The organism is Glutamicibacter sp. NPDC087831, from assembly GCF_044742845.1.
Classification (GTDB): Bacteria; Actinomycetota; Actinomycetes; order Actinomycetales; family Micrococcaceae; genus Glutamicibacter.
Genome location: NZ_JBIUVH010000001.1, coordinates 918,333 through 934,390, shown reverse-complemented (window position 1 = coordinate 934,390; position 16,058 = coordinate 918,333). Strand labels below are relative to the sequence as shown.

The window sequence follows — 16,058 nt, the reverse complement described above, 5'->3', positions numbered from 1 at the left end:
GCACAGCATAGCAATCCCACAAATAAAGTTGCGCAAATTCTATTGCGCAACTTTATTTGCGAATCTATAGTTGGTGCCATGACCAGCATCCAGGCCAACGATCCATCAGGCACCACAGCGATTATCACGGAGCCTTTGCCGCCTTTGCGCGTGCAGCGCAACTACCGGATGTGGCTGCTGGCGGACTCAACGGCTTTGCTGTCGGGCAGTATTTACGGGTTCATCTTTCCTTTGATCTTGCTGTCCGCTACGGGGTCCCCGGTTTTGGCCGGAACCCTGGCCGCAGTGGGAATGGCAGCACGGGCGGGCGTAATTTTGGCCGGCGGAGCCATGGCGGATCGTACCGACAAGGCTCGGATGATTCTCATAGGAAGTTTCGCCGGTGCTGCAATCACGGCAGCCATGGCCCTGGGCAGCAGCGTCGGTTCACTGCCGGTTGCCTCCTTATGCCTTGCCCACATCCTTATGGAACTGCGCGGCGGGTACTTTGGGTCGACAACTAATGCCGCCCTAAAGGATCTTGTACACCCCAAACAGCTCGGCCGTGCGATGGCGGCGAATCAAGGCCGCGACTCGGTGCTGATGCTCGGCTCCGCTCCCCTGGGCGGCGTGCTTCTGGGATTAGGCGGTGGCATTGCCCTGCTCATCGTCAGTGTCCTGAATCTGATCGCTGCGGCCAGTGGATTTGCACTGCGTCGTCCATTGCGGGCAGCCAAGCTATCTGGGCAAGATTCCAATGGCACCAGCAATGATTCCGAAGAGAAAGTGGCCCACGGAATTCTGGCAGGCATGCACTGGTGCTTTTCCCGGCCACAGCTGCGCGCTCTGCTGATTTTGATTACGGTCGTCAACATCGGCGTCAACGGGCTGATGACAACGCTGATCTACGGACTTCAACAGCGTTCCGAAGAACCCTGGGTTATCGGGTTAACTTCTACCTTCATGGGCGCTGGAATGCTGCTCGGATCGTTGGTCGCAACGAAGCTCATCGATAAATTCCGCAGTGGTTTACTGACCTGCACCTGTCTCACCATTTTGGGTGTAGCCATGCTGCTCATCGGGTTTAATACGAACCTGCTCTGGATGGGGACCATGCTGATGATCAGCTTCCTCAGCGTTCCAGCTCTCAACGCTGCGGTGGGTGGATACTTCATGGCCTCCATTCCGAAGCAAATGTCTGGGCGCGCTAATTCCCTAATCACCTTTATGGCACTGGCCGCTTTGCCCTTATCTCCGCTGCTTACCGGATTTGGTCTGGAATCGGTCGGCATGGGACCAACGCTGATATTTTTCGGGGCATTCGTTTCCTTAGCAGCAGTCTTGGCCTGGCTCTCACCGCAGGTACGGCGCATACCCCGTCCTGAGCATTGGATGGCGGCATCGCCCGAACTCACCAGCGCATCCGCCCCTCAACAATCCCCCGCCCCAGCGGCCTCCACCGAATAGGAGTATCCAAAGTGAATTCCGATCCCACGTCGCCCAGCGATTTCCGGCTCAAGCGATCAGCCCGGAAGCGAATCTTCAGCAGCGAAAAAAGATACCGCCATGCTTCTGCATTGACGCACCAAGCCGACGATGCAATTGCCCAGGCGAGGTATCAAGCGCTGCGCAACGAGCAATGGATCTATCTATAAGGAGGCAGGAAAAGTCTTGGAAGATCCGCAAACCCATGGCTTTCATTTTCAACCCCTCCTACCCTAGTAATATGAACAAACCGGCCCCACCTGTCATCAGTGCCATTACCCTCGGAGTGCGCGATGTCGGTGCTTCCACGAAGTTCTACACCGAGGGCCTGGGGTTTGAGCTGGTCCAGCCAGCTCACCCGGAAATCGCTTTTGTCCGTGCCGGCTATGGCTTGATGCTCGCCCTCTGGGATGTGAAGCAGATGCCCAGCGAGTACGGCGACGTCGGGCACAGCCAGCTGGCGCCACCGATCTCACTGGGACACAACGTGCACTCTGACGCAGAAGTGGACCGACACTACCGGCGAGCGCTGGATGCGGGAGCGACTTCTGTCACCGAACCGACGGTGCAGCCGTGGGGCGGCAAGAGTGCCTGTGTGGCTGATCCGGATGGCTTCCGCTGGGATTTTGTGCACAACCCGTCATTTGTCGTCGACGCCGATGGGCATGTTTCCTCGGTTTGAGAATTATCAGTTTTCAGTGATCTTCCTTGATGGTTCCCGTTCAGGCCAGGGTTCATAGGTGCTAATTTGCCCAGGCTCATCACTAGTGCCTGCAAAGCAGCAGGCCTTCGCTGCGAAATGGTCGATGGCGTCCGTGACGCTGAGGAATGGAATAGCCAGCGCCCCAAAGGGCTCTTCGTACCAAAGTTGGACGCATGCTCCGTTGCGTACTTCGATTTCTGCGTCCATGCCCTTGAAGAGGACTTTGGCTCCACGAATGAGCGCATCTTCGGCCTCCCAGGACGTATCTTCATCGAAGTAGATGAAGTCGTAGTCACGAATTCCTCTTTGCGGATCTTTGCCTTCGAGCACGTTCCAAACTGTTTGGGATAGTGCACCTGCAGTGAGCCACCAATCATCTGCGCTTACGCCCGTTCTCCCCTCACATCAGGTATCTCTCCCATTGGACCCGATGTATCTGTTAGGTAAACCCTGTCAGCGAACTAACTCGTCAGGCCCCTCTCTGGTCCAGGCCTTCAGCTTCCATCCGTTTGGCAAGTTCCCTGACATTTTCGATCTTGCGTGCTCCCTCGCCGAGGTTTGGCCGATAGCTTGGTTGCGGCCGGGTGAGCTCCGCGAGGTAGCCTGCAGCAGGCAGGGTCTCCGGCTGATGCAGGTCCCAGGCGTTCAGCGCTTGGAGGGAGATGCCGCGCGGTCCGGTACGGCGTGTGACCCCGTGGATGAGCAGCATGCGTGTGGAGAAGAGCAAGGGCGCTGTGCGCTGCTGCGTGTCATCGAAGAAGGTGGCGTCGATGCAGCCAGTCCCATCATCCACGGAAATGAAGACCACACGCTTGCCTCCGCGCATGGGAGGAGTCTGAGTGGCCACCCGTACCCCGGCGACCAGAACTTCGGTTCCGTTGCGCAGGTGCAGCAGCTCGGCTGCCTGCGTAATGGGCAGGTGCGCCAGCCGTTGGCGGTACGAGGTGATCAGATGCTCGCTGGCGTCCAGATGCATGAGGTCCAATTCGGTACGTACTACTTCCGCGGGATCCAGTGCTTTGCCGGTCTGGTCGATATATTCGATCTGCCCCAGATCCAGGGCAAGTTGTCCGGGTCCCGGCCGGTATTTGGCCGGAAGGGAGCTGTGCGCCATGGATTGCGTGTGGGCGATCGTGTTGGCACGGGAGGTCCCGGACAATAGGGAATCGAACACTCCGAGCGCTGCAAGGTTCTGGTAGGTGCGTCGCGAGAGTCCTGCGCGGGCGCGGACATCGGCGAGGTGCTCATAGGGCTGGCCTGCGACCAGGCGTTGCACTTCGCGTTCGCTCATCTGGTGGATATCGCGGAAGGCCAGGCGGATTCCATAGCGCCCAGGGCGCAGCGAGCTGGGTGCGCGGGGCACCACAGGAACCTTCACTGGAGCGGATTCGAATATTCGTTCGACTCGGTAGTGCCCGGTGGATCGGTTGATATCCAGCGGGAGGATGGGAACGCCCATTCTGCGTGCTTCGGAGACCAGCAGCCGCTTGGGGTACATGCCCGGGTCGTGCTCCCAGATCCCGGCAAGGAAAGCTTCGGGGTGGTGCGCCTTGAGCCAGGCCGAGTGGTAGGTAGGTACGGCAAAGGCAGCCCCGTGAGCCTTGCAGAAGCCGAAGGAGCCGAAGCCGGAGAGCACCTCCCAGACTTGGTCAATGGTTTCCTGGCTATAACCGCGTTTGGCCGCCTCGGCGCGCACATACTTCTCTACGGCTGGTTCCTTCTCCGGGTTGCCCAGCAGGCGCCGGTAGACATCGGCCATGCCCAATCCGCATCCGGTGAGCACATCAAGCATGCGCAGCACCTGTTCATGGAAGACGGTCACCCCGTGGGTTTCGGCGAGCGCCGGAATCAGATCCTCGTGCAGGTATTGGGCAGGGGCGAATCCGTGGCGGTGCTCCAGGTAGGGCTTGACCATATTCGACTGCATGGGACCCGGGCGGAACAGGGAAATATCGATGATCAGGTCGTTGAATTCGCGGGGCGCGAGCTTGCCGATCAGTTCGCGCTGCCCCGGGGATTCGATCTGGAAGCAGCCCAGCGTATGGGTGGAGCGGATCAATTCGAAAGTGGGTTCGTCATCCAGTGGCACCCTGGACAGGTCTATCGCTCCGGTAGCGGAGATATAGCTGTCGTCGGCGTGCCCTCCGGCGCGGGCGGCCGCTTGCTTATCCGGGTGCATGCGGGCGATCTCCTCGAGCGTGTAGGCGATGGCCGATTGCATGCGCACACCGAGCACGTCGAGCTTGATCAAGCCCATCAGGTCCATGTCATGCTTGTCGAACTGGCTCATCTGCAGTCCGATGCCCGAGGGCTGGACCGGGGTGCGGTCCAGCAGGCTCGCGTCGGAGAGGATCACCCCGCAGGGGTGCATGGAGATATGCCGGGGCAGCCGGTCCAGGCGCTCGGTAGCGTCGATGAGGATATCGAGCTGGGTGTCATCGGTAATGCGTTCTGCCAATGCGGCCAGCTCCGGCTTCTCGGTGAGCGCTTCGCGGAAAGAGGATGCGGAGAAGCGCCAGAGCTGCTTCGCGATCTCATCCACCTGCTCCTGCTCTACCCCGAGGGCGGCTCCTGCATCACGGACCGCGCCGCGCGCACGGTAGGCGTTCTGCATGCTCATCAGGCTGACGCGCTCTTCCCCGAAGCTGGAGAAGATCTCGCGGTAGATCTCGTGGCGGCGTGCGGATTCCACGTCGATGTCGATATCCGGCAGGGTGGTGCGGGTATCGGAGAGGAAGCGTTCGAACACCAGGTCGTGGGCCAGCGGGTTCACCTGGCTGATGCCCAGCAGGTAGTTCACCAGCGAGGAAGCACCGGAGCCGCGGGCGGCCACGCGGATTCCCATGCCGGTGATCAGCTTGACGGTTTCGGCGACGGTCAGGAAATACCCGGCGAAGTCCAGCCGGTCGATCACCCCAAGTTCCAGAGCCAGCTGTCTTTCAATGAGGCTGGGATTGGCGTGCGGCAAGAGCCCAGGCACCGCTGCATGGACTCGCTCGGTGAGTTCTTGCATGGCCGGACGGTGCAGGCCGATGATCTTCGCTTCGGGGATCACCGGCTGCTTCCATCCAAGATCGGCTACCGGGTCCGCCGCTGCCCATTCGGCGAGCGCTTCAGTTTCCCGCAAAAGCTGCTGCGCCCAGCTCCTTTCTGTGGCTTGGCCGATCTCCTTGGCCAGCTGGCGCATCTGGGGCGGGGTTTTCAGCCACCCTTGGCCATTGGGTTGGCAGGAGTCCAGGTTCTTCAGGCTATGCAGGGCGCGCGCCGAGTCCAGGATGTCTGCGGTAACCGCTCCATCGGGGTCCACGTAGCGCACGGCGTTGGTGAGCACGGCCCTGATCCCCCGCTCCTGGGCGTAGCGCAGCAAGCGGGCTGCTTCACCGAGGCTGTAGCGCGATCCAGGGCTGGAGAGGTGCGTGGTGATTTCCACTCGCAGCATCTTTCCCAGCCGCTTCTTCCAGCTGGCAAGCAGTGCCCGGGCTTGGGCGTAGCTTCCCTTGAGGATTGCGCGGGCCACGTCTGATTCGCCGCCGAGCAGGATCATCAGGTTCCCGGCAGCACCCAGGTGTGCCAGCTGCTCGGTTTTCAGCCCCGGAACCCCGTGCGCAGTGCTGTGCGCGAGGGTGATGGCTCGGCACAGCGCCGCATACCCTGCGCCATTGCAGCGCCCACGGGCCAGCAGGACAATCCGCCCTTGGGTTTCTCCGTGGTTATCGAGCACGGCAAGGTTCACCCCGAGAATCGGGTGCAGCCCTTCTGCCATGCAGGCCGCCACATGCTTGACCGTTCCATAGAGCCCATCCCGGTCAGTCAGTGCGAGCATCTGGGCACCCTGCGCTTTGGCCGCTTGGGCCAGCCGCTTTGGGTGCGAGACTCCGTAGTGGGCGCTATAGGAAGAACTGACGTTCAGGTGGGTGAAGCTCATGGAGGTCCTTCGAATATATGTTCCCCTGCAGGGGAATTAGGCGCTGCGGGCCAGCGACTCATGCACACGCACCAGACGCCACCGTTCGGTTTGCGCATCAAAACTCACATCAACGCTGTGCACTTGCCGGGATCCGCGCACCGCGACCAGTTGCAGGCGCCACATCTCATAGTCGGCAATCCCCGCACCGGCTCCGCGAGGAATCCGCAGGTTTTCATCCCACCATTTGCGGCGTTCGAACCAGCGCTGAGGCTCGGCCACCAAGCGATAGTCCTGCCCTTGCCAGCTCACGCGCAACGGCATTCCATCAGCTGCACGAGTAACCTCGATCGACTCGGTGAACATCCCCACGTGTGCACTCCTTACTTAGTAGAACCATTCTATTCGAACACGTGTTCGAATGACAGTTACACTAGTCAGCGCGACCGACAGTTTGGGTTAGCCAAGTGCAGCGGATCTCAGCGCCGACGGACTGGTTGAATAAGCCCTGCGAAAGGCAGCGCTGAGCGCAAAGGGTGAAGAATATCCGACATCACGGGCAATCTGCGACAGCGGTGCATCGCTGGCGAGCAGCGCATCATGAGCCAATCCCAGACGCAATTTGGTGAGGTACCCCATGGGTGCGGTGCCCATGGCCTGGCGGAAGGCTGGCGAAAAAGCCGAACGGGACATCGCAGCTGTTCTGGCCAGCCCCTCCACGCTCCACGCTCGAGCTGGTTGCGCCCACATCGCCCCCACCGCCAACCCAATGCCTGGCGCCGCCGAGCGAAGCGCCCTGGTTCCCGGCAAGTGCTGCAAGGCGCAGATCGCCAGAATGTCCAGCAGCCGGTCCAATACCACCTGCTGGGCGGGACCCGCACTTTCGGCTTCGGTCGCCAGCAGTTCAGCCCATCGCCACGCCGCGTCGTCATCGATAACTGCCAGATCGGTACCCTCGCAGACAAGATCAGCGACAGCGCTGGTCGTAGTGAAGGTGCCAACCAGTAGCTGGTCGGGGCCATTAGGCGAATTGCCCCATGCACGCACCCCATGGCGCAACTCTTGGACCATGGCTCGGCCCGATGGCCCCAGGCATTGCTGGCCCGGGGCAATGGCATAGTTGCCAGGCGCCGCGGCCTGAAGGGTCTGGGCGCTGGCCGAGCGAACCTCATAGGAGGCTGATCCGCAAATGACGACCAGTTCGCCTTGCTGCGCCACCACGGACTTTTGTCCTCGTTGCACACTGCAGGATCCCGAGCGCACCGCCAAAATCGTCAGCGGGCAATGATCGCGAACAGCAACACTCCACTGGCCCTCCATGCACATGCGGAGAATGAAGGCTTCACGAGCCCGTGGGCCAGAAGGGAAAAATGCATCGGGTCTCACGCCACCACTCTGGACGACTGCGTATGCATTGTCGAGCCTTGAGCATTCAAAATCCTGCCCAACATCTGTTGAATGAAATCATGAACCTGACGTTGCTTACTATTTTCCTGCCGCTGCTGACAATTGCCACCGGCTTGATCATTGCCGGATTCTACGTTTCCTTCACCCTCGTGGTCTTCCCTGCGCTAGCGCGAATGGATGATCGCTCCGCAAGCACGTTCATGGTCCACGTGAACAGATACGCCCAACGGCCCCCAGTCCTGAGCTTGTTCTTCCTCGGCTTGCTCGCCAGCGCTGGATGCCTTGCCCTCTCCATCGTCCACGAGAATATCCGCATATCGATCGGAGCGGCACTGGTGCTTAGCGGTGCCCTGCTCACTATCGGGGTCAATGTTCCGCTCAATCGGCGACTGGAGCAGAATTCGTTGGCTTGGGCGAAATATGAGCCACGGTGGATCAGGGCCAATGCCGCGCGAGCACTGGGTTCCAGCCTAGGCGCTGTCCTCCTGCTCAGCGGTGTTTGAGCTGGATGCAGCACTCCTGCCCCGTCACATCCATTCCGGGGGCAACCCGTGATCAACCTGCACAAATTGGCTCTGCGCGAAACTGCCTGCGTCATTGTGTCTCGAATGCTCGATTAGCACCTGAGACACCGATAGCATCGAGAGAGCACTAGCCAATCGTTCCAGGAGCTAAATCCCATGTCCCATAAGGTCAAAGCCGTTATTTCCCGCGTCAAGGACGCACCCGTAGAGGTCGTAGACATCATCGTTCCGGATCCGGGTCCCGGAGAAGTAGTTGTCGATGTGCTCACCACCGGTGTCTGCCACACCGACCTGCACTACAAGCTCGGCGGAATTGGCGACGAGTACCCGTACCTGCTGGGCCACGAGTCCACCGCAGTAGTCAGCCAGATCGGCGAGAACGTCACCAACGTCAAGGTCGGCGACCGCGTGATCCTGAACTGGCGTGCAGTCTGCGGCCAGTGCCGCGCTTGCGCCAAGGGCGAGCCGAAGTACTGCTTCAACACCTTCAATGCCACCCAGAAGATGACCCTGGAAGATGGCACCGAGCTTTCCCCAGCGCTGGGCATCGGGTCCTTCGCCGAAAAGACCCTGGTCCACTCCGGCCAGTGCACCATCGTGGATGAAGAAGCCGACCCGGCCGCAGTAGGCCTGCTCGGTTGCGGTGTCATGGCCGGCATCGGGGCAGCGATCAATACCGGCGAGATCAAGCGCGGCGAGTCCGTCGCAGTGATCGGTTGCGGTGGCGTGGGCGCTGCTGCCATCGCCGGCGCGCAGCTGGCCGGCGCAACCACCATCATCGCGGTGGACGTGAACCCGGACAAGCTGGAAGGCGCCAAGAAGTTCGGCGCCACCCACACCGTGGATTCCTCCAAGGTCGACGCCGTGGAAGCCATCCAGGCGCTGACCGGCGGCTTCGGCGCCGACGTCGTCATCGACGCGGTGGGCCGCCCGGAAACCTACAAGCAGGCCTTCTACGCCCGCGATCTTGCTGGCCGCGTCGTATTGGTAGGCGTGCCAACTCCGGAGATGAAGCTCGAGCTGCCGCTGCTCGATGTCTTCGGCCGCGGCGGCTCGCTGAAGAGCTCGTGGTACGGCGACTGCCTGCCGAGCCACGACTTCCCGATGCTCGTCGAGCAGTACAAGCTCGGCCGCCTGGATCTGGATGCCTTTGTCACCGAACGCATCACGATCGATGAAATCGAAGACGCGTTCACCAAGATGCATGAAGGCACCGTGCTTCGTTCGGTGGTGGAGCTCTAGTGGCCGCCCGCATCGAGAACGTCGTCACTTCCGGCACCTTCTCCCTGGATGGCGGGACGTGGGATGTCGATAACAACGTCTGGATCGTCGGCGATGATTCCGAGGTGATGGTCATCGACCCGGCACATGATGTAGCCAAGATCCGCGAAGCTGTGGGCGATCGAGAAGTCATGGCCGTGCTGCTTACCCACGGGCACGATGACCACATCCGTGCGGCTGGCGAATTCGCCGACGCCGTGGATGCACCGCTGTTCTTGAACCCGGAAGACCGCATGCTCTGGGAAGCTGTCTACCCCGAGCGCGATGTGGACGCAGAAATCAGCGAAGGCGATTCATTCACCATCGCCGGCACCACGCTGACCGCCCTGCACACCCCGGGGCACTCTCCGGGCTCAACCTGCTTCTACGCTGAAGACCTCGGTGTACTGTTCAGCGGTGACACCCTGTTCAACGGCGGCCCGGGGGCTACCGGTCGCAGCTACTCCAGCTTCGAGACGATCGTCGAGTCGATCCGCACCAAGCTGCTGGTCCTGCCAGCTGAAACCGTGGTCAATACCGGCCACGGCGATGCCACCTCCATCGGTGCAGAAGCGCCGAACCTGGATGAATGGATCAAGCGCGGTCACTAAGCACCACGCATCGAGCGGCAGCAGGCCTTTAGAGCCGGCTGCCGCTCGTGTTTAAAGTTGATGCGCAAAACATCTGGTGATGGCAAGATTAAATACATGCCTTCAGATAAACGCTACAAGTCCGCCACTGCCTTATTCCTGGGCGCAGCAGTATTCATCATCGTCGGCATCGTCGTGCTGTGGTGGGACAGTCAACAAGAAGTAGTTTTCTACTCTGGATCCTATGTACCGCTGGTCGAAGACTCTGAAACCTACTTCGGCCCGGGTCCCGCCGAAGTTCTCGGTTGGGTGCTGGCTTTGCTCGGCGTTGGCGCGCTGGGGGTTGCCGGCGGCTTATCGCTTCGCCAGCTCGCTCGGTTCAAGGCCTGGTTCCTGATCGCCGGGCTGTTGTTGGCAGCAGGTGGCATCGGAGCACTGCTATGGGACTACAACCAGGTTCGAACCTTCGGCTGGTTCGCCTATGCTCCGCTGAGCGAAGCAGCATTCGTTCCTGACAGCGCAGCCCACGTCATGGGCGAGCTGGGACTTGTGGCAGGAACCCTGCTGGCCAGCAGCTACCTGGGGTTCCGGCTCGGGTCCAAGCCCAGCGGCTCAGCCATCCGCGGCTAAAACAGCGAGTTGCTGTGCGCCGCAATCAGCTCCGGCGAATTATTGCGCACATTGCCAACAGCGGTATCGACCTCATGCATGGTCCATTGGGAAGCCACATCGAAAGCTTCGGCGCGAATCTGCTCGATCAGCCCTTCACCGTCTTCCTCGGCAGGGTTCATCCACCGGCCCATCATCTCCTTGCCCAACGGAATGGGCAGGCGATCATGCAGGCCCGCAAGTTCGCCGAGCACCCCGGGCTCTTCCGCCGAAGGTGAATCCATGGTCATGATCGAGGTGGAAAGAATCCAGGACCCGTCCTGGTCCTTCCACCATTCGTAGAGGCCGGCGAAGAAGATCAGCTTTCCATCCTCGCGATGCACGTAGAAGGGGCGCTTTTTGCTGCCTTCCTTTTTCCATTCGTAATACCCTTCCACCGGGACGACGGCACGGCGCTTCTTCACCGCCGAACGGAAGGTCGGCTTGGTGCTGGCCGTCTCGCTGCGCGCATTGAAGGCGCGCACCCCGACCGCCAGCTCCTTGGCCCATCCTGGCACCAGCCCCCACCGTGCTACATGGATCTGGCGGTGCAGCTCATCGTCGATCAGCCGCTCGAGCACAACCGGCACGTCGGTAGTCGGAGCAACGTTCCAGGACTGGCGCAGTTCCAGATTGGCGTCCGCTTCCGCCTCGGCCTCTGCCACCAGATCGCCGATGGCTTTGGCCATCACATATCGTCCGCACATCGCCTACCCCTTAGAACCGGCATCAAGGAAAATCTGCTCCCCAGTCTAGCGAGCGGAGCAAAAGAATCCAGCGAACTTTTTCTACCGCTCCGGGAACAAAGTAAACATCATTGCCGTTACACCATGTATGAGCAACGAATTGAACCTTGACCAGTACGTTCCCGCTGCCGGCGGAGTCACCATGTTCACCACCAGCTGGTGCGGCTACTGCCGCAACCTCAAGCGCCTGATGGACCAGAAGGGTGTCGCATACACCGAGGTGAATATCGAAGAAGTCGAAGGCACCGCAGAGATCGTCGAGGCGTTCAACAACGGCAACCAAACCGTGCCAACCCTGATCTTCCCGGACGGCACCGCAGCCACCAACCCGCGCATTGACGAGGTTGTTGAGCGAGTCGGCGCCTAGATCCGGCCGCGAACCAAAATCGGCACCCGCATCGGGTGCCGATTCTTTTTTAAGCTGTGCTAGATGCCTTGCAGCGTGGCGTGCTCGCTATATTCGTCGAGCAGCGCTGAAATAAATGCTTCGGTGGTGACAGCGGCGAGCAGATCATTAGCCGCGCCTACCGTCGTGGGATCCATTGGAATGCCCATTGCTTGGTAGACCCCATCGAGGACTTGCCGCAACGGCGCGGAATCCTCGACAACAAAGACCGAAGAGAACAGCCATGCCCCGGAAACCACACGCTGAGCTGTGCCTGCCAGCTTCACTGGATAGTTGCGCGGCGATTTCCCATCAGAGAGGCCATGCACCGAATGATCTCCCGGGCAATACTCCCCCGGGATTGGCCCGACTTGCGCATTCACGCCAAGGCGCTGGAAAGCGTTGGCATACACCCGCGCGAAGACCTCGAAGCGATTCTGCTGGCGCATCACCGCCTCGGCTTCGGGCTCAATATGATCAACGATCAATGTACCCCGGTGATACGCGGCGGCCCGGCCTCCAGCTTTGCGCACCAAAGGAGCAAAGCCTTGCTGCTGCGCTACGTCACGAGCCGCCTCATAGCCCTCTAGCCGCACATCGCGCTGGCCGAAGGCCAGGGTCGGGTCCGGACGATAGAGCCGTAGCAGCGCGCCGCTTTCGCCAGATTGGACGCTGCGCAGCAGTTGCACTCCACGTTCTAGGTCAGCAGCCGGGTCTCCGGTAGGATTTTCGATTTCCACAGATAACGGCGCATCTGACTGGGGGTTCCACAAACTCATAAATCTGAGTCTAATTCAGCAATTCGCTCCAGGCGGAGTAGATGTCACAGCATCCGATTGCCGATGGCCGAGGTTTCTGGGCCATAATAAAAGGCGTGCCAAATTCTTCTACCCCTGTCATCCTGATCGGCGGACCGTCCGGCTCCGGCAAGTCCTATCTCGCGTCGAAATTCGGCCGACCCCACCTGCCGCTTGACGAGTTCTACCGCCAGATCAGCGAAGACGGGAATCCCGTTGATTTCCCCCGTACCGATTACGGCGAAATCGATTGGGACAATTCGGCTACCTGGAATCAGGAAGCCGCACTGCAGGCTATCGATGATTTGCTCCACCACGGTACCACTCTGGTCCCCAACTACTCGATCACGACCTCGAGCTACAACGGGCATCGTGAAATCGCTTGCGCAGACGGGCCGATTGTCGCCGAAGGCATCTTCCTCTACGAAATCCTTGATCCGCTGCGCGCCAAGGGCATTAACGTCCAAGCGTATTACGTCGACGAACCTGCATTGGTAACTGCTCTTCGACGGTTCGTGCGCGATGTAGCACAGCGCCGGAAACCGGTCCTGTTCTTGGTCAAGCGCGGCTATGCACTTTTCCGGGCCCACGGTGCAGACCGGGAAAAGTACCGCCAGCGCCAGTTCACGCTGAAGTCCAAGCCAGAGCTCAAGAAGCTGCTGGCCAAGCTTTCAACCGGCGCATCGAGCTAGCGCGAACGGACCGTCAGGATCTGTTCAGCACGGCCGAAAGGGCCTGCTTCATCGTGCAATACCGTTGAGGTCAGGCCGATGCCGTCTGTGCCGAAGCTCTGCTGGACATCCAGGCCCAGCCACTTGCCCTCGGGCTTGCGGTACATGTGGATCTGCAGATCCACGTTCGGGTAGATCCAGGTTCCTTCACCCGGATCCACGCGCGGCACCACACCGTTTGCCGTGTCGATCATTCCCACCAAGCTGGACAACGCTGTGGCGTCTCCTGTGTCGACGAGGTCATAAGGAGTACGCAGCCACGCAAAACCTCGACCCGGCCGCAGCTCATCATTGGCGCGCATCTCGATGGATTTGATGTAGCCGCCGGGCCACTGCTCACTGATTTCGCGCACCGCGCAGGCCTCTGGGCCTGGGATTTCCTTGTCTTCAACCCCTGCAACAGCACTGGTGTCACCCGTAATCACCCGCCACGCGCGCGCAACGATGCTGGTGCGGCCCTTGGCCGTCATTTCGGCCTCGATCAATTCGATCGTCCGGCCGGGACGGACCATTCGCGTTGAGATCTCGAATTCTCCGGCGTGAATAAGGCCATGGATCTCATAGCTGATCCGTGCGATGCGCATGTCTTCACGAGGCTGGAAATTTTCCAAGGCGTAGGCCAAGATTCCAGAGGCGGGACCCATGTGCTGCTCATGGGGATTCCACGCACCTTGGGAATGCCACGACGAGCGATAGCGGCCTTCACCGAGTGCTTCGAAATAGAAATCGCCATCAGCTAGGACCTGTTCAAGCTCCTCGTTGAGCTGGTGCGTCATCGTTGCCCTCCTGGCATCGCAGTGTTCAATACTCTGCCCTCAGGTTATCCAAGAGTAATTGAAATCACTAAACTAGCTGGCTGTGTCGTGCTCATGGGCTCGTTGGCCTGCATTATCCATGATTCCGAGCACCTCGGCAATGCCATTGACCGCCCACAGGGCATGAGGAGTCATTGTGTCGAACTGCGCAGATTGCCCCGCCTTCACGTGATAGGTGCGATCTCCTAGCTTTAGCTGGATTTCTCCGAGGAGCACTGTGAACCATTCCTTGCCCGGATGAATACGCAGCTCGGTGGGAGCAGGCGCCTGCGAAGGGTCGAAACGCATTTTCGACACATTCACCCCGTTAACTGCGTCATCGGTGGACAGCTTCCACATGGTTATCCCGGGCATCGAAATCGGCTCCGGGCGGATAATAATCTCGGCTTCAGAGGTCGATACGAACTCATCCAAGCTGGTATTCAGTGCCTTGGCTATTGGAACCAGCTGGTCAAGAGCAATACGCCGGCCTCCCGTTTCAATCCTGCTGAGCGTGGAAACGCTCAGGGAAGCCTTGCTCGCCAACGATTCCAACGACCAGCCGAGGTTCTGCCGCAACGTTCTTATGCGCTGGCGGATAACTTGGTCAACTTCGAATTCTTGCGTCATGCGCAAAACGGTACACCCCACAGCGCAAAACGTCGATACCGTGGACACAACATCACAAATAGCAGGGAGAGGAATCATGGAACATTTCGAAGCGATCATTATCGGCGGCGGCAGTGCCGGGCTCGCGGCCGCAGTCGCATTGGGCCGCTCACGGCGCACTGTCCTGGTCATCGACGAGGGAAATCCGCGGAACGCGGCAGCGCAGCATGCCCACAACGTTCTGGGAAACGAAGGCATCAACCCGCTGGACCTCCTGGCCCGCGGACGGCAGGAAGCGATTAGCTATGGCGCGCGGATCATCGAAGGCGAGGTGGAGAACCTCACCGGTTCACTGGACACCGGATTCAACGTCTCAGCTGAAGGGAATACCTTTAGCGCCGAACGAATCGTGCTGGCAACGGGCCTCATTGATGATTTGCCGTCGATTCCGGGGCTGGCCCAAGCATGGGGTGATACCGCGATCCATTGCGCATACTGCCACGGCTGGGAAGTGCGTGACCAGGAGATCCTGGTACTCGGAATCGGCCCCATGAGCACGCACCAAGCAATGATGTTCAGCCGGCTCAGCTCGAAGATCACCTTCGTCAACCACACCCCGGATGCATTGAACGATGAAAATCGCGCGACACTTGCCGCATTGGGAATACCGGTGGTTGAGCAGCCAGTGAAAGCAATCGATTTCGACACCCAGGGGACTCTGGATTCAGTCACGCTGGCAGACGGCCAGAAGATCAGCGCTCAAGCTCTGGTAGTTGCAAGCCGAATGAACGCACAAGCCTCGCTCTATCTCAAGCTCGGCGGACAGCTTGCCGAGCACCCGCTTGGCACCTTCATCCAGGTCAATGAAATGGGTGCCACAGCCCTGCCAGGGGTTTATGCGGCAGGGAATGCCAGCAACCTAGGCGCGATGGTCATGGCAGCAGCCGCAGCCGGAACGATCGCCGGAGCAGCCATAAATGCGGATCTGCTCGGAAATCAGCTAGCTAAGGTCCAGGCGCAAGCGAATCCGTAACTGCTGGCTCTACCCCTTCGGGCACCGGCCCAAACGGGGTAGAGCCAGGGCCGCAGGGTGAGCATGAAAATAGCCCGCATCAATTTTCCGGAAAAATAATATTTACTAAAACACTAGTCAACAGGCAAATAACGAATGTCGATGCAACGATTTGCATTGCCAAAACGCCCAAGTATCACGCATCACGCCCCACGGACCAACGATCAATGGTACGCTTGTTTTGTTACCTCAACGGTTGCAGGTGTGAGTCCCCGCCAGTAATTGTTAGCAGTAGGATTTGTAGCACAGCCAACAAATCGTCTGTGCTTTACAAATCGGTTCATCGATCTTCAGATCGAATGAGCTCCTATCGAAACGAATTCTTCATCTTCTCTTCTTCACTGCAGATAAAACATCTCGACGACTCCGTACGTCACTTTTCTGTGGATTCCTTGTTCTACTCCGCTAGCGTGGGGTCATTACC

16 protein-coding genes and 1 pseudogene are annotated in these 16,058 nt (G+C 59.6%); 9 read left to right on the top strand and 8 right to left on the bottom strand.

What is annotated here, in order from left to right; genetic code table 11:
- The first annotated feature begins 78 nt into the window (after window positions 1–78).
- Together ACIOJF_RS04610 and ACIOJF_RS04605 are read left to right on the top strand one after the other, a co-directional pair.
- On the top strand, window positions 79–1,446 hold the full coding sequence (locus ACIOJF_RS04610; RefSeq protein WP_402741287.1) for an MFS transporter: 1,368 nt from the start codon (window positions 79–81) through the stop codon (window positions 1,444–1,446).
- 259 nt (window positions 1,447–1,705) lie between these two features.
- Complete coding sequence (locus ACIOJF_RS04605) at window positions 1,706–2,146, top strand: VOC family protein (protein ID WP_105658261.1); 441 nt, start codon at window positions 1,706–1,708, stop codon at window positions 2,144–2,146.
- Window positions 2,147–2,152: 6 nt separating this feature from the next.
- On the opposite strand, the pseudogene ACIOJF_RS04600 reads toward ACIOJF_RS04605, so the two are convergent.
- The 4 genes and pseudogenes from ACIOJF_RS04600 to ACIOJF_RS04585 form a co-directional block, all read right to left on the bottom strand.
- Window positions 2,153–2,533 (bottom strand): annotated as a pseudogene (locus ACIOJF_RS04600) (nucleotidyltransferase family protein); the annotation flags it as partial.
- Window positions 2,534–2,636: 103 nt separating this feature from the next.
- Window positions 2,637–6,092, bottom strand: coding sequence for a DNA polymerase III subunit alpha (locus tag ACIOJF_RS04595; RefSeq protein ID WP_402741286.1), 3,456 nt, complete (start codon window positions 6,090–6,092; stop codon window positions 2,637–2,639).
- A gap of 36 nt (window positions 6,093–6,128) precedes the next feature.
- Window positions 6,129–6,437 (bottom strand): DUF6504 family protein, encoded by a 309-nt coding sequence (locus ACIOJF_RS04590; RefSeq protein ID WP_286172116.1) that lies wholly within the window; start codon window positions 6,435–6,437, stop codon window positions 6,129–6,131.
- Window positions 6,438–6,530: 93 nt separating this feature from the next.
- Window positions 6,531–7,457: an AraC family transcriptional regulator gene (locus ACIOJF_RS04585; RefSeq protein ID WP_402741285.1), complete on the bottom strand. Its 927-nt coding sequence runs from the start codon at window positions 7,455–7,457 to the stop codon at window positions 6,531–6,533.
- Between the two features lie 80 nt (window positions 7,458–7,537).
- Between ACIOJF_RS04585 and ACIOJF_RS04580 the strand changes: the two genes are divergently transcribed.
- The 4 genes from ACIOJF_RS04580 (at window position 7,538) to ACIOJF_RS04565 (ending at window position 10,482) form a co-directional block, all read left to right on the top strand.
- Window positions 7,538–7,981, top strand: coding sequence for a hypothetical protein (locus ACIOJF_RS04580; RefSeq protein WP_402741284.1), 444 nt, complete (start codon window positions 7,538–7,540; stop codon window positions 7,979–7,981).
- Between the two features lie 177 nt (window positions 7,982–8,158).
- Window positions 8,159–9,244, top strand: coding sequence for an S-(hydroxymethyl)mycothiol dehydrogenase (locus ACIOJF_RS04575; protein WP_105658256.1), 1,086 nt, complete (start codon window positions 8,159–8,161; stop codon window positions 9,242–9,244).
- Complete coding sequence (locus ACIOJF_RS04570; RefSeq protein WP_105658255.1) at window positions 9,244–9,873, top strand: MBL fold metallo-hydrolase; 630 nt, start codon at window positions 9,244–9,246, stop codon at window positions 9,871–9,873. The genes ACIOJF_RS04575 and ACIOJF_RS04570 overlap by 1 nt, the downstream gene beginning before the upstream one ends.
- 96 nt (window positions 9,874–9,969) lie before the next feature.
- Entirely contained in the window at window positions 9,970–10,482 is a 513-nt protein-coding gene (locus ACIOJF_RS04565; RefSeq protein ID WP_105661388.1) for a hypothetical protein, read from the top strand.
- Here the strand turns inward: ACIOJF_RS04565 and ACIOJF_RS04560 are convergent.
- Window positions 10,479–11,207, bottom strand: a complete 729-nt coding sequence (locus ACIOJF_RS04560; RefSeq protein WP_332489397.1) for an SOS response-associated peptidase — start codon at window positions 11,205–11,207, stop codon at window positions 10,479–10,481. The genes ACIOJF_RS04565 and ACIOJF_RS04560 overlap by 4 nt on opposite strands.
- 127 nt (window positions 11,208–11,334) lie before the next feature.
- On the opposite strand from ACIOJF_RS04560, the gene ACIOJF_RS04555 reads away from it, so the two are divergent.
- Window positions 11,335–11,613 (top strand): glutaredoxin domain-containing protein, encoded by a 279-nt coding sequence (locus ACIOJF_RS04555; protein WP_105661390.1) that lies wholly within the window; start codon window positions 11,335–11,337, stop codon window positions 11,611–11,613.
- Between the two features lie 59 nt (window positions 11,614–11,672).
- Here ACIOJF_RS04555 and ACIOJF_RS04550 read toward each other — a convergent pair whose 3' ends face one another.
- Window positions 11,673–12,410, bottom strand: coding sequence for a biotin/lipoate A/B protein ligase family protein (locus ACIOJF_RS04550; RefSeq protein WP_402741283.1), 738 nt, complete (start codon window positions 12,408–12,410; stop codon window positions 11,673–11,675).
- A gap of 95 nt (window positions 12,411–12,505) precedes the next feature.
- Between ACIOJF_RS04550 and ACIOJF_RS04545 the strand changes: the two genes are divergently transcribed.
- Window positions 12,506–13,120 carry a uridine kinase gene (locus ACIOJF_RS04545; protein WP_105661392.1) on the top strand — a complete coding sequence of 205 codons (615 nt, stop codon included), beginning with the start codon at window positions 12,506–12,508 and terminating at the stop codon, window positions 13,118–13,120.
- On the opposite strand, the gene ACIOJF_RS04540 is transcribed toward ACIOJF_RS04545, so the two are convergent.
- Window positions 13,117–13,935 (bottom strand): thioesterase family protein, encoded by an 819-nt coding sequence (locus tag ACIOJF_RS04540; protein ID WP_332595148.1) that lies wholly within the window; start codon window positions 13,933–13,935, stop codon window positions 13,117–13,119. The genes ACIOJF_RS04545 and ACIOJF_RS04540 overlap by 4 nt on opposite strands.
- Before the next feature lie 72 nt (window positions 13,936–14,007).
- Entirely contained in the window at window positions 14,008–14,661 is a 654-nt protein-coding gene (locus tag ACIOJF_RS04535) for a helix-turn-helix domain-containing protein (RefSeq protein ID WP_402696127.1), read from the bottom strand.
- On the opposite strand from ACIOJF_RS04535, the gene ACIOJF_RS04530 reads away from it, so the two are divergent.
- Window positions 14,660–15,595, top strand: a complete 936-nt coding sequence (locus tag ACIOJF_RS04530) for an NAD(P)/FAD-dependent oxidoreductase (protein WP_402696126.1) — start codon at window positions 14,660–14,662, stop codon at window positions 15,593–15,595. The genes ACIOJF_RS04535 and ACIOJF_RS04530 overlap by 2 nt on opposite strands.
- The last annotated feature ends 463 nt before the right edge of the window (window positions 15,596–16,058 follow it).

Excerpts from the sequence above, each read along its gene's own strand:
- ACIOJF_RS04580 (WP_402741284.1), top strand. The coding sequence starts at position 7,538 with ATGAACCTGACGTTGCTTACTATTTTCCTGCCGCTGCTGACAATTGCC.
- ACIOJF_RS04595 (WP_402741286.1), bottom strand. The coding sequence starts at position 6,092 with ATGAGCTTCACCCACCTGAACGTCAGTTCTTCCTATAGCGCCCACTAC.
- ACIOJF_RS04565 (WP_105661388.1), top strand. The coding sequence starts at position 9,970 with ATGCCTTCAGATAAACGCTACAAGTCCGCCACTGCCTTATTCCTGGGC.
- ACIOJF_RS04540 (WP_332595148.1), bottom strand. The coding sequence starts at position 13,935 with ATGACGCACCAGCTCAACGAGGAGCTTGAACAGGTCCTAGCTGATGGC.
- ACIOJF_RS04610 (WP_402741287.1), top strand. The coding sequence starts at position 79 with ATGACCAGCATCCAGGCCAACGATCCATCAGGCACCACAGCGATTATC.
- ACIOJF_RS04590 (WP_286172116.1), bottom strand. The coding sequence starts at position 6,437 with ATGTTCACCGAGTCGATCGAGGTTACTCGTGCAGCTGATGGAATGCCG.
- ACIOJF_RS04535 (WP_402696127.1), bottom strand. The coding sequence starts at position 14,661 with ATGATTCCTCTCCCTGCTATTTGTGATGTTGTGTCCACGGTATCGACG.
- ACIOJF_RS04605 (WP_105658261.1), top strand. The coding sequence starts at position 1,706 with ATGAACAAACCGGCCCCACCTGTCATCAGTGCCATTACCCTCGGAGTG.
- ACIOJF_RS04575 (WP_105658256.1), top strand. The coding sequence starts at position 8,159 with ATGTCCCATAAGGTCAAAGCCGTTATTTCCCGCGTCAAGGACGCACCC.
- ACIOJF_RS04550 (WP_402741283.1), bottom strand. The coding sequence starts at position 12,410 with ATGAGTTTGTGGAACCCCCAGTCAGATGCGCCGTTATCTGTGGAAATC.
- ACIOJF_RS04530 (WP_402696126.1), top strand. The coding sequence starts at position 14,660 with ATGGAACATTTCGAAGCGATCATTATCGGCGGCGGCAGTGCCGGGCTC.
- ACIOJF_RS04555 (WP_105661390.1), top strand. The coding sequence starts at position 11,335 with ATGAGCAACGAATTGAACCTTGACCAGTACGTTCCCGCTGCCGGCGGA.
- ACIOJF_RS04560 (WP_332489397.1), bottom strand. The coding sequence starts at position 11,207 with ATGTGCGGACGATATGTGATGGCCAAAGCCATCGGCGATCTGGTGGCA.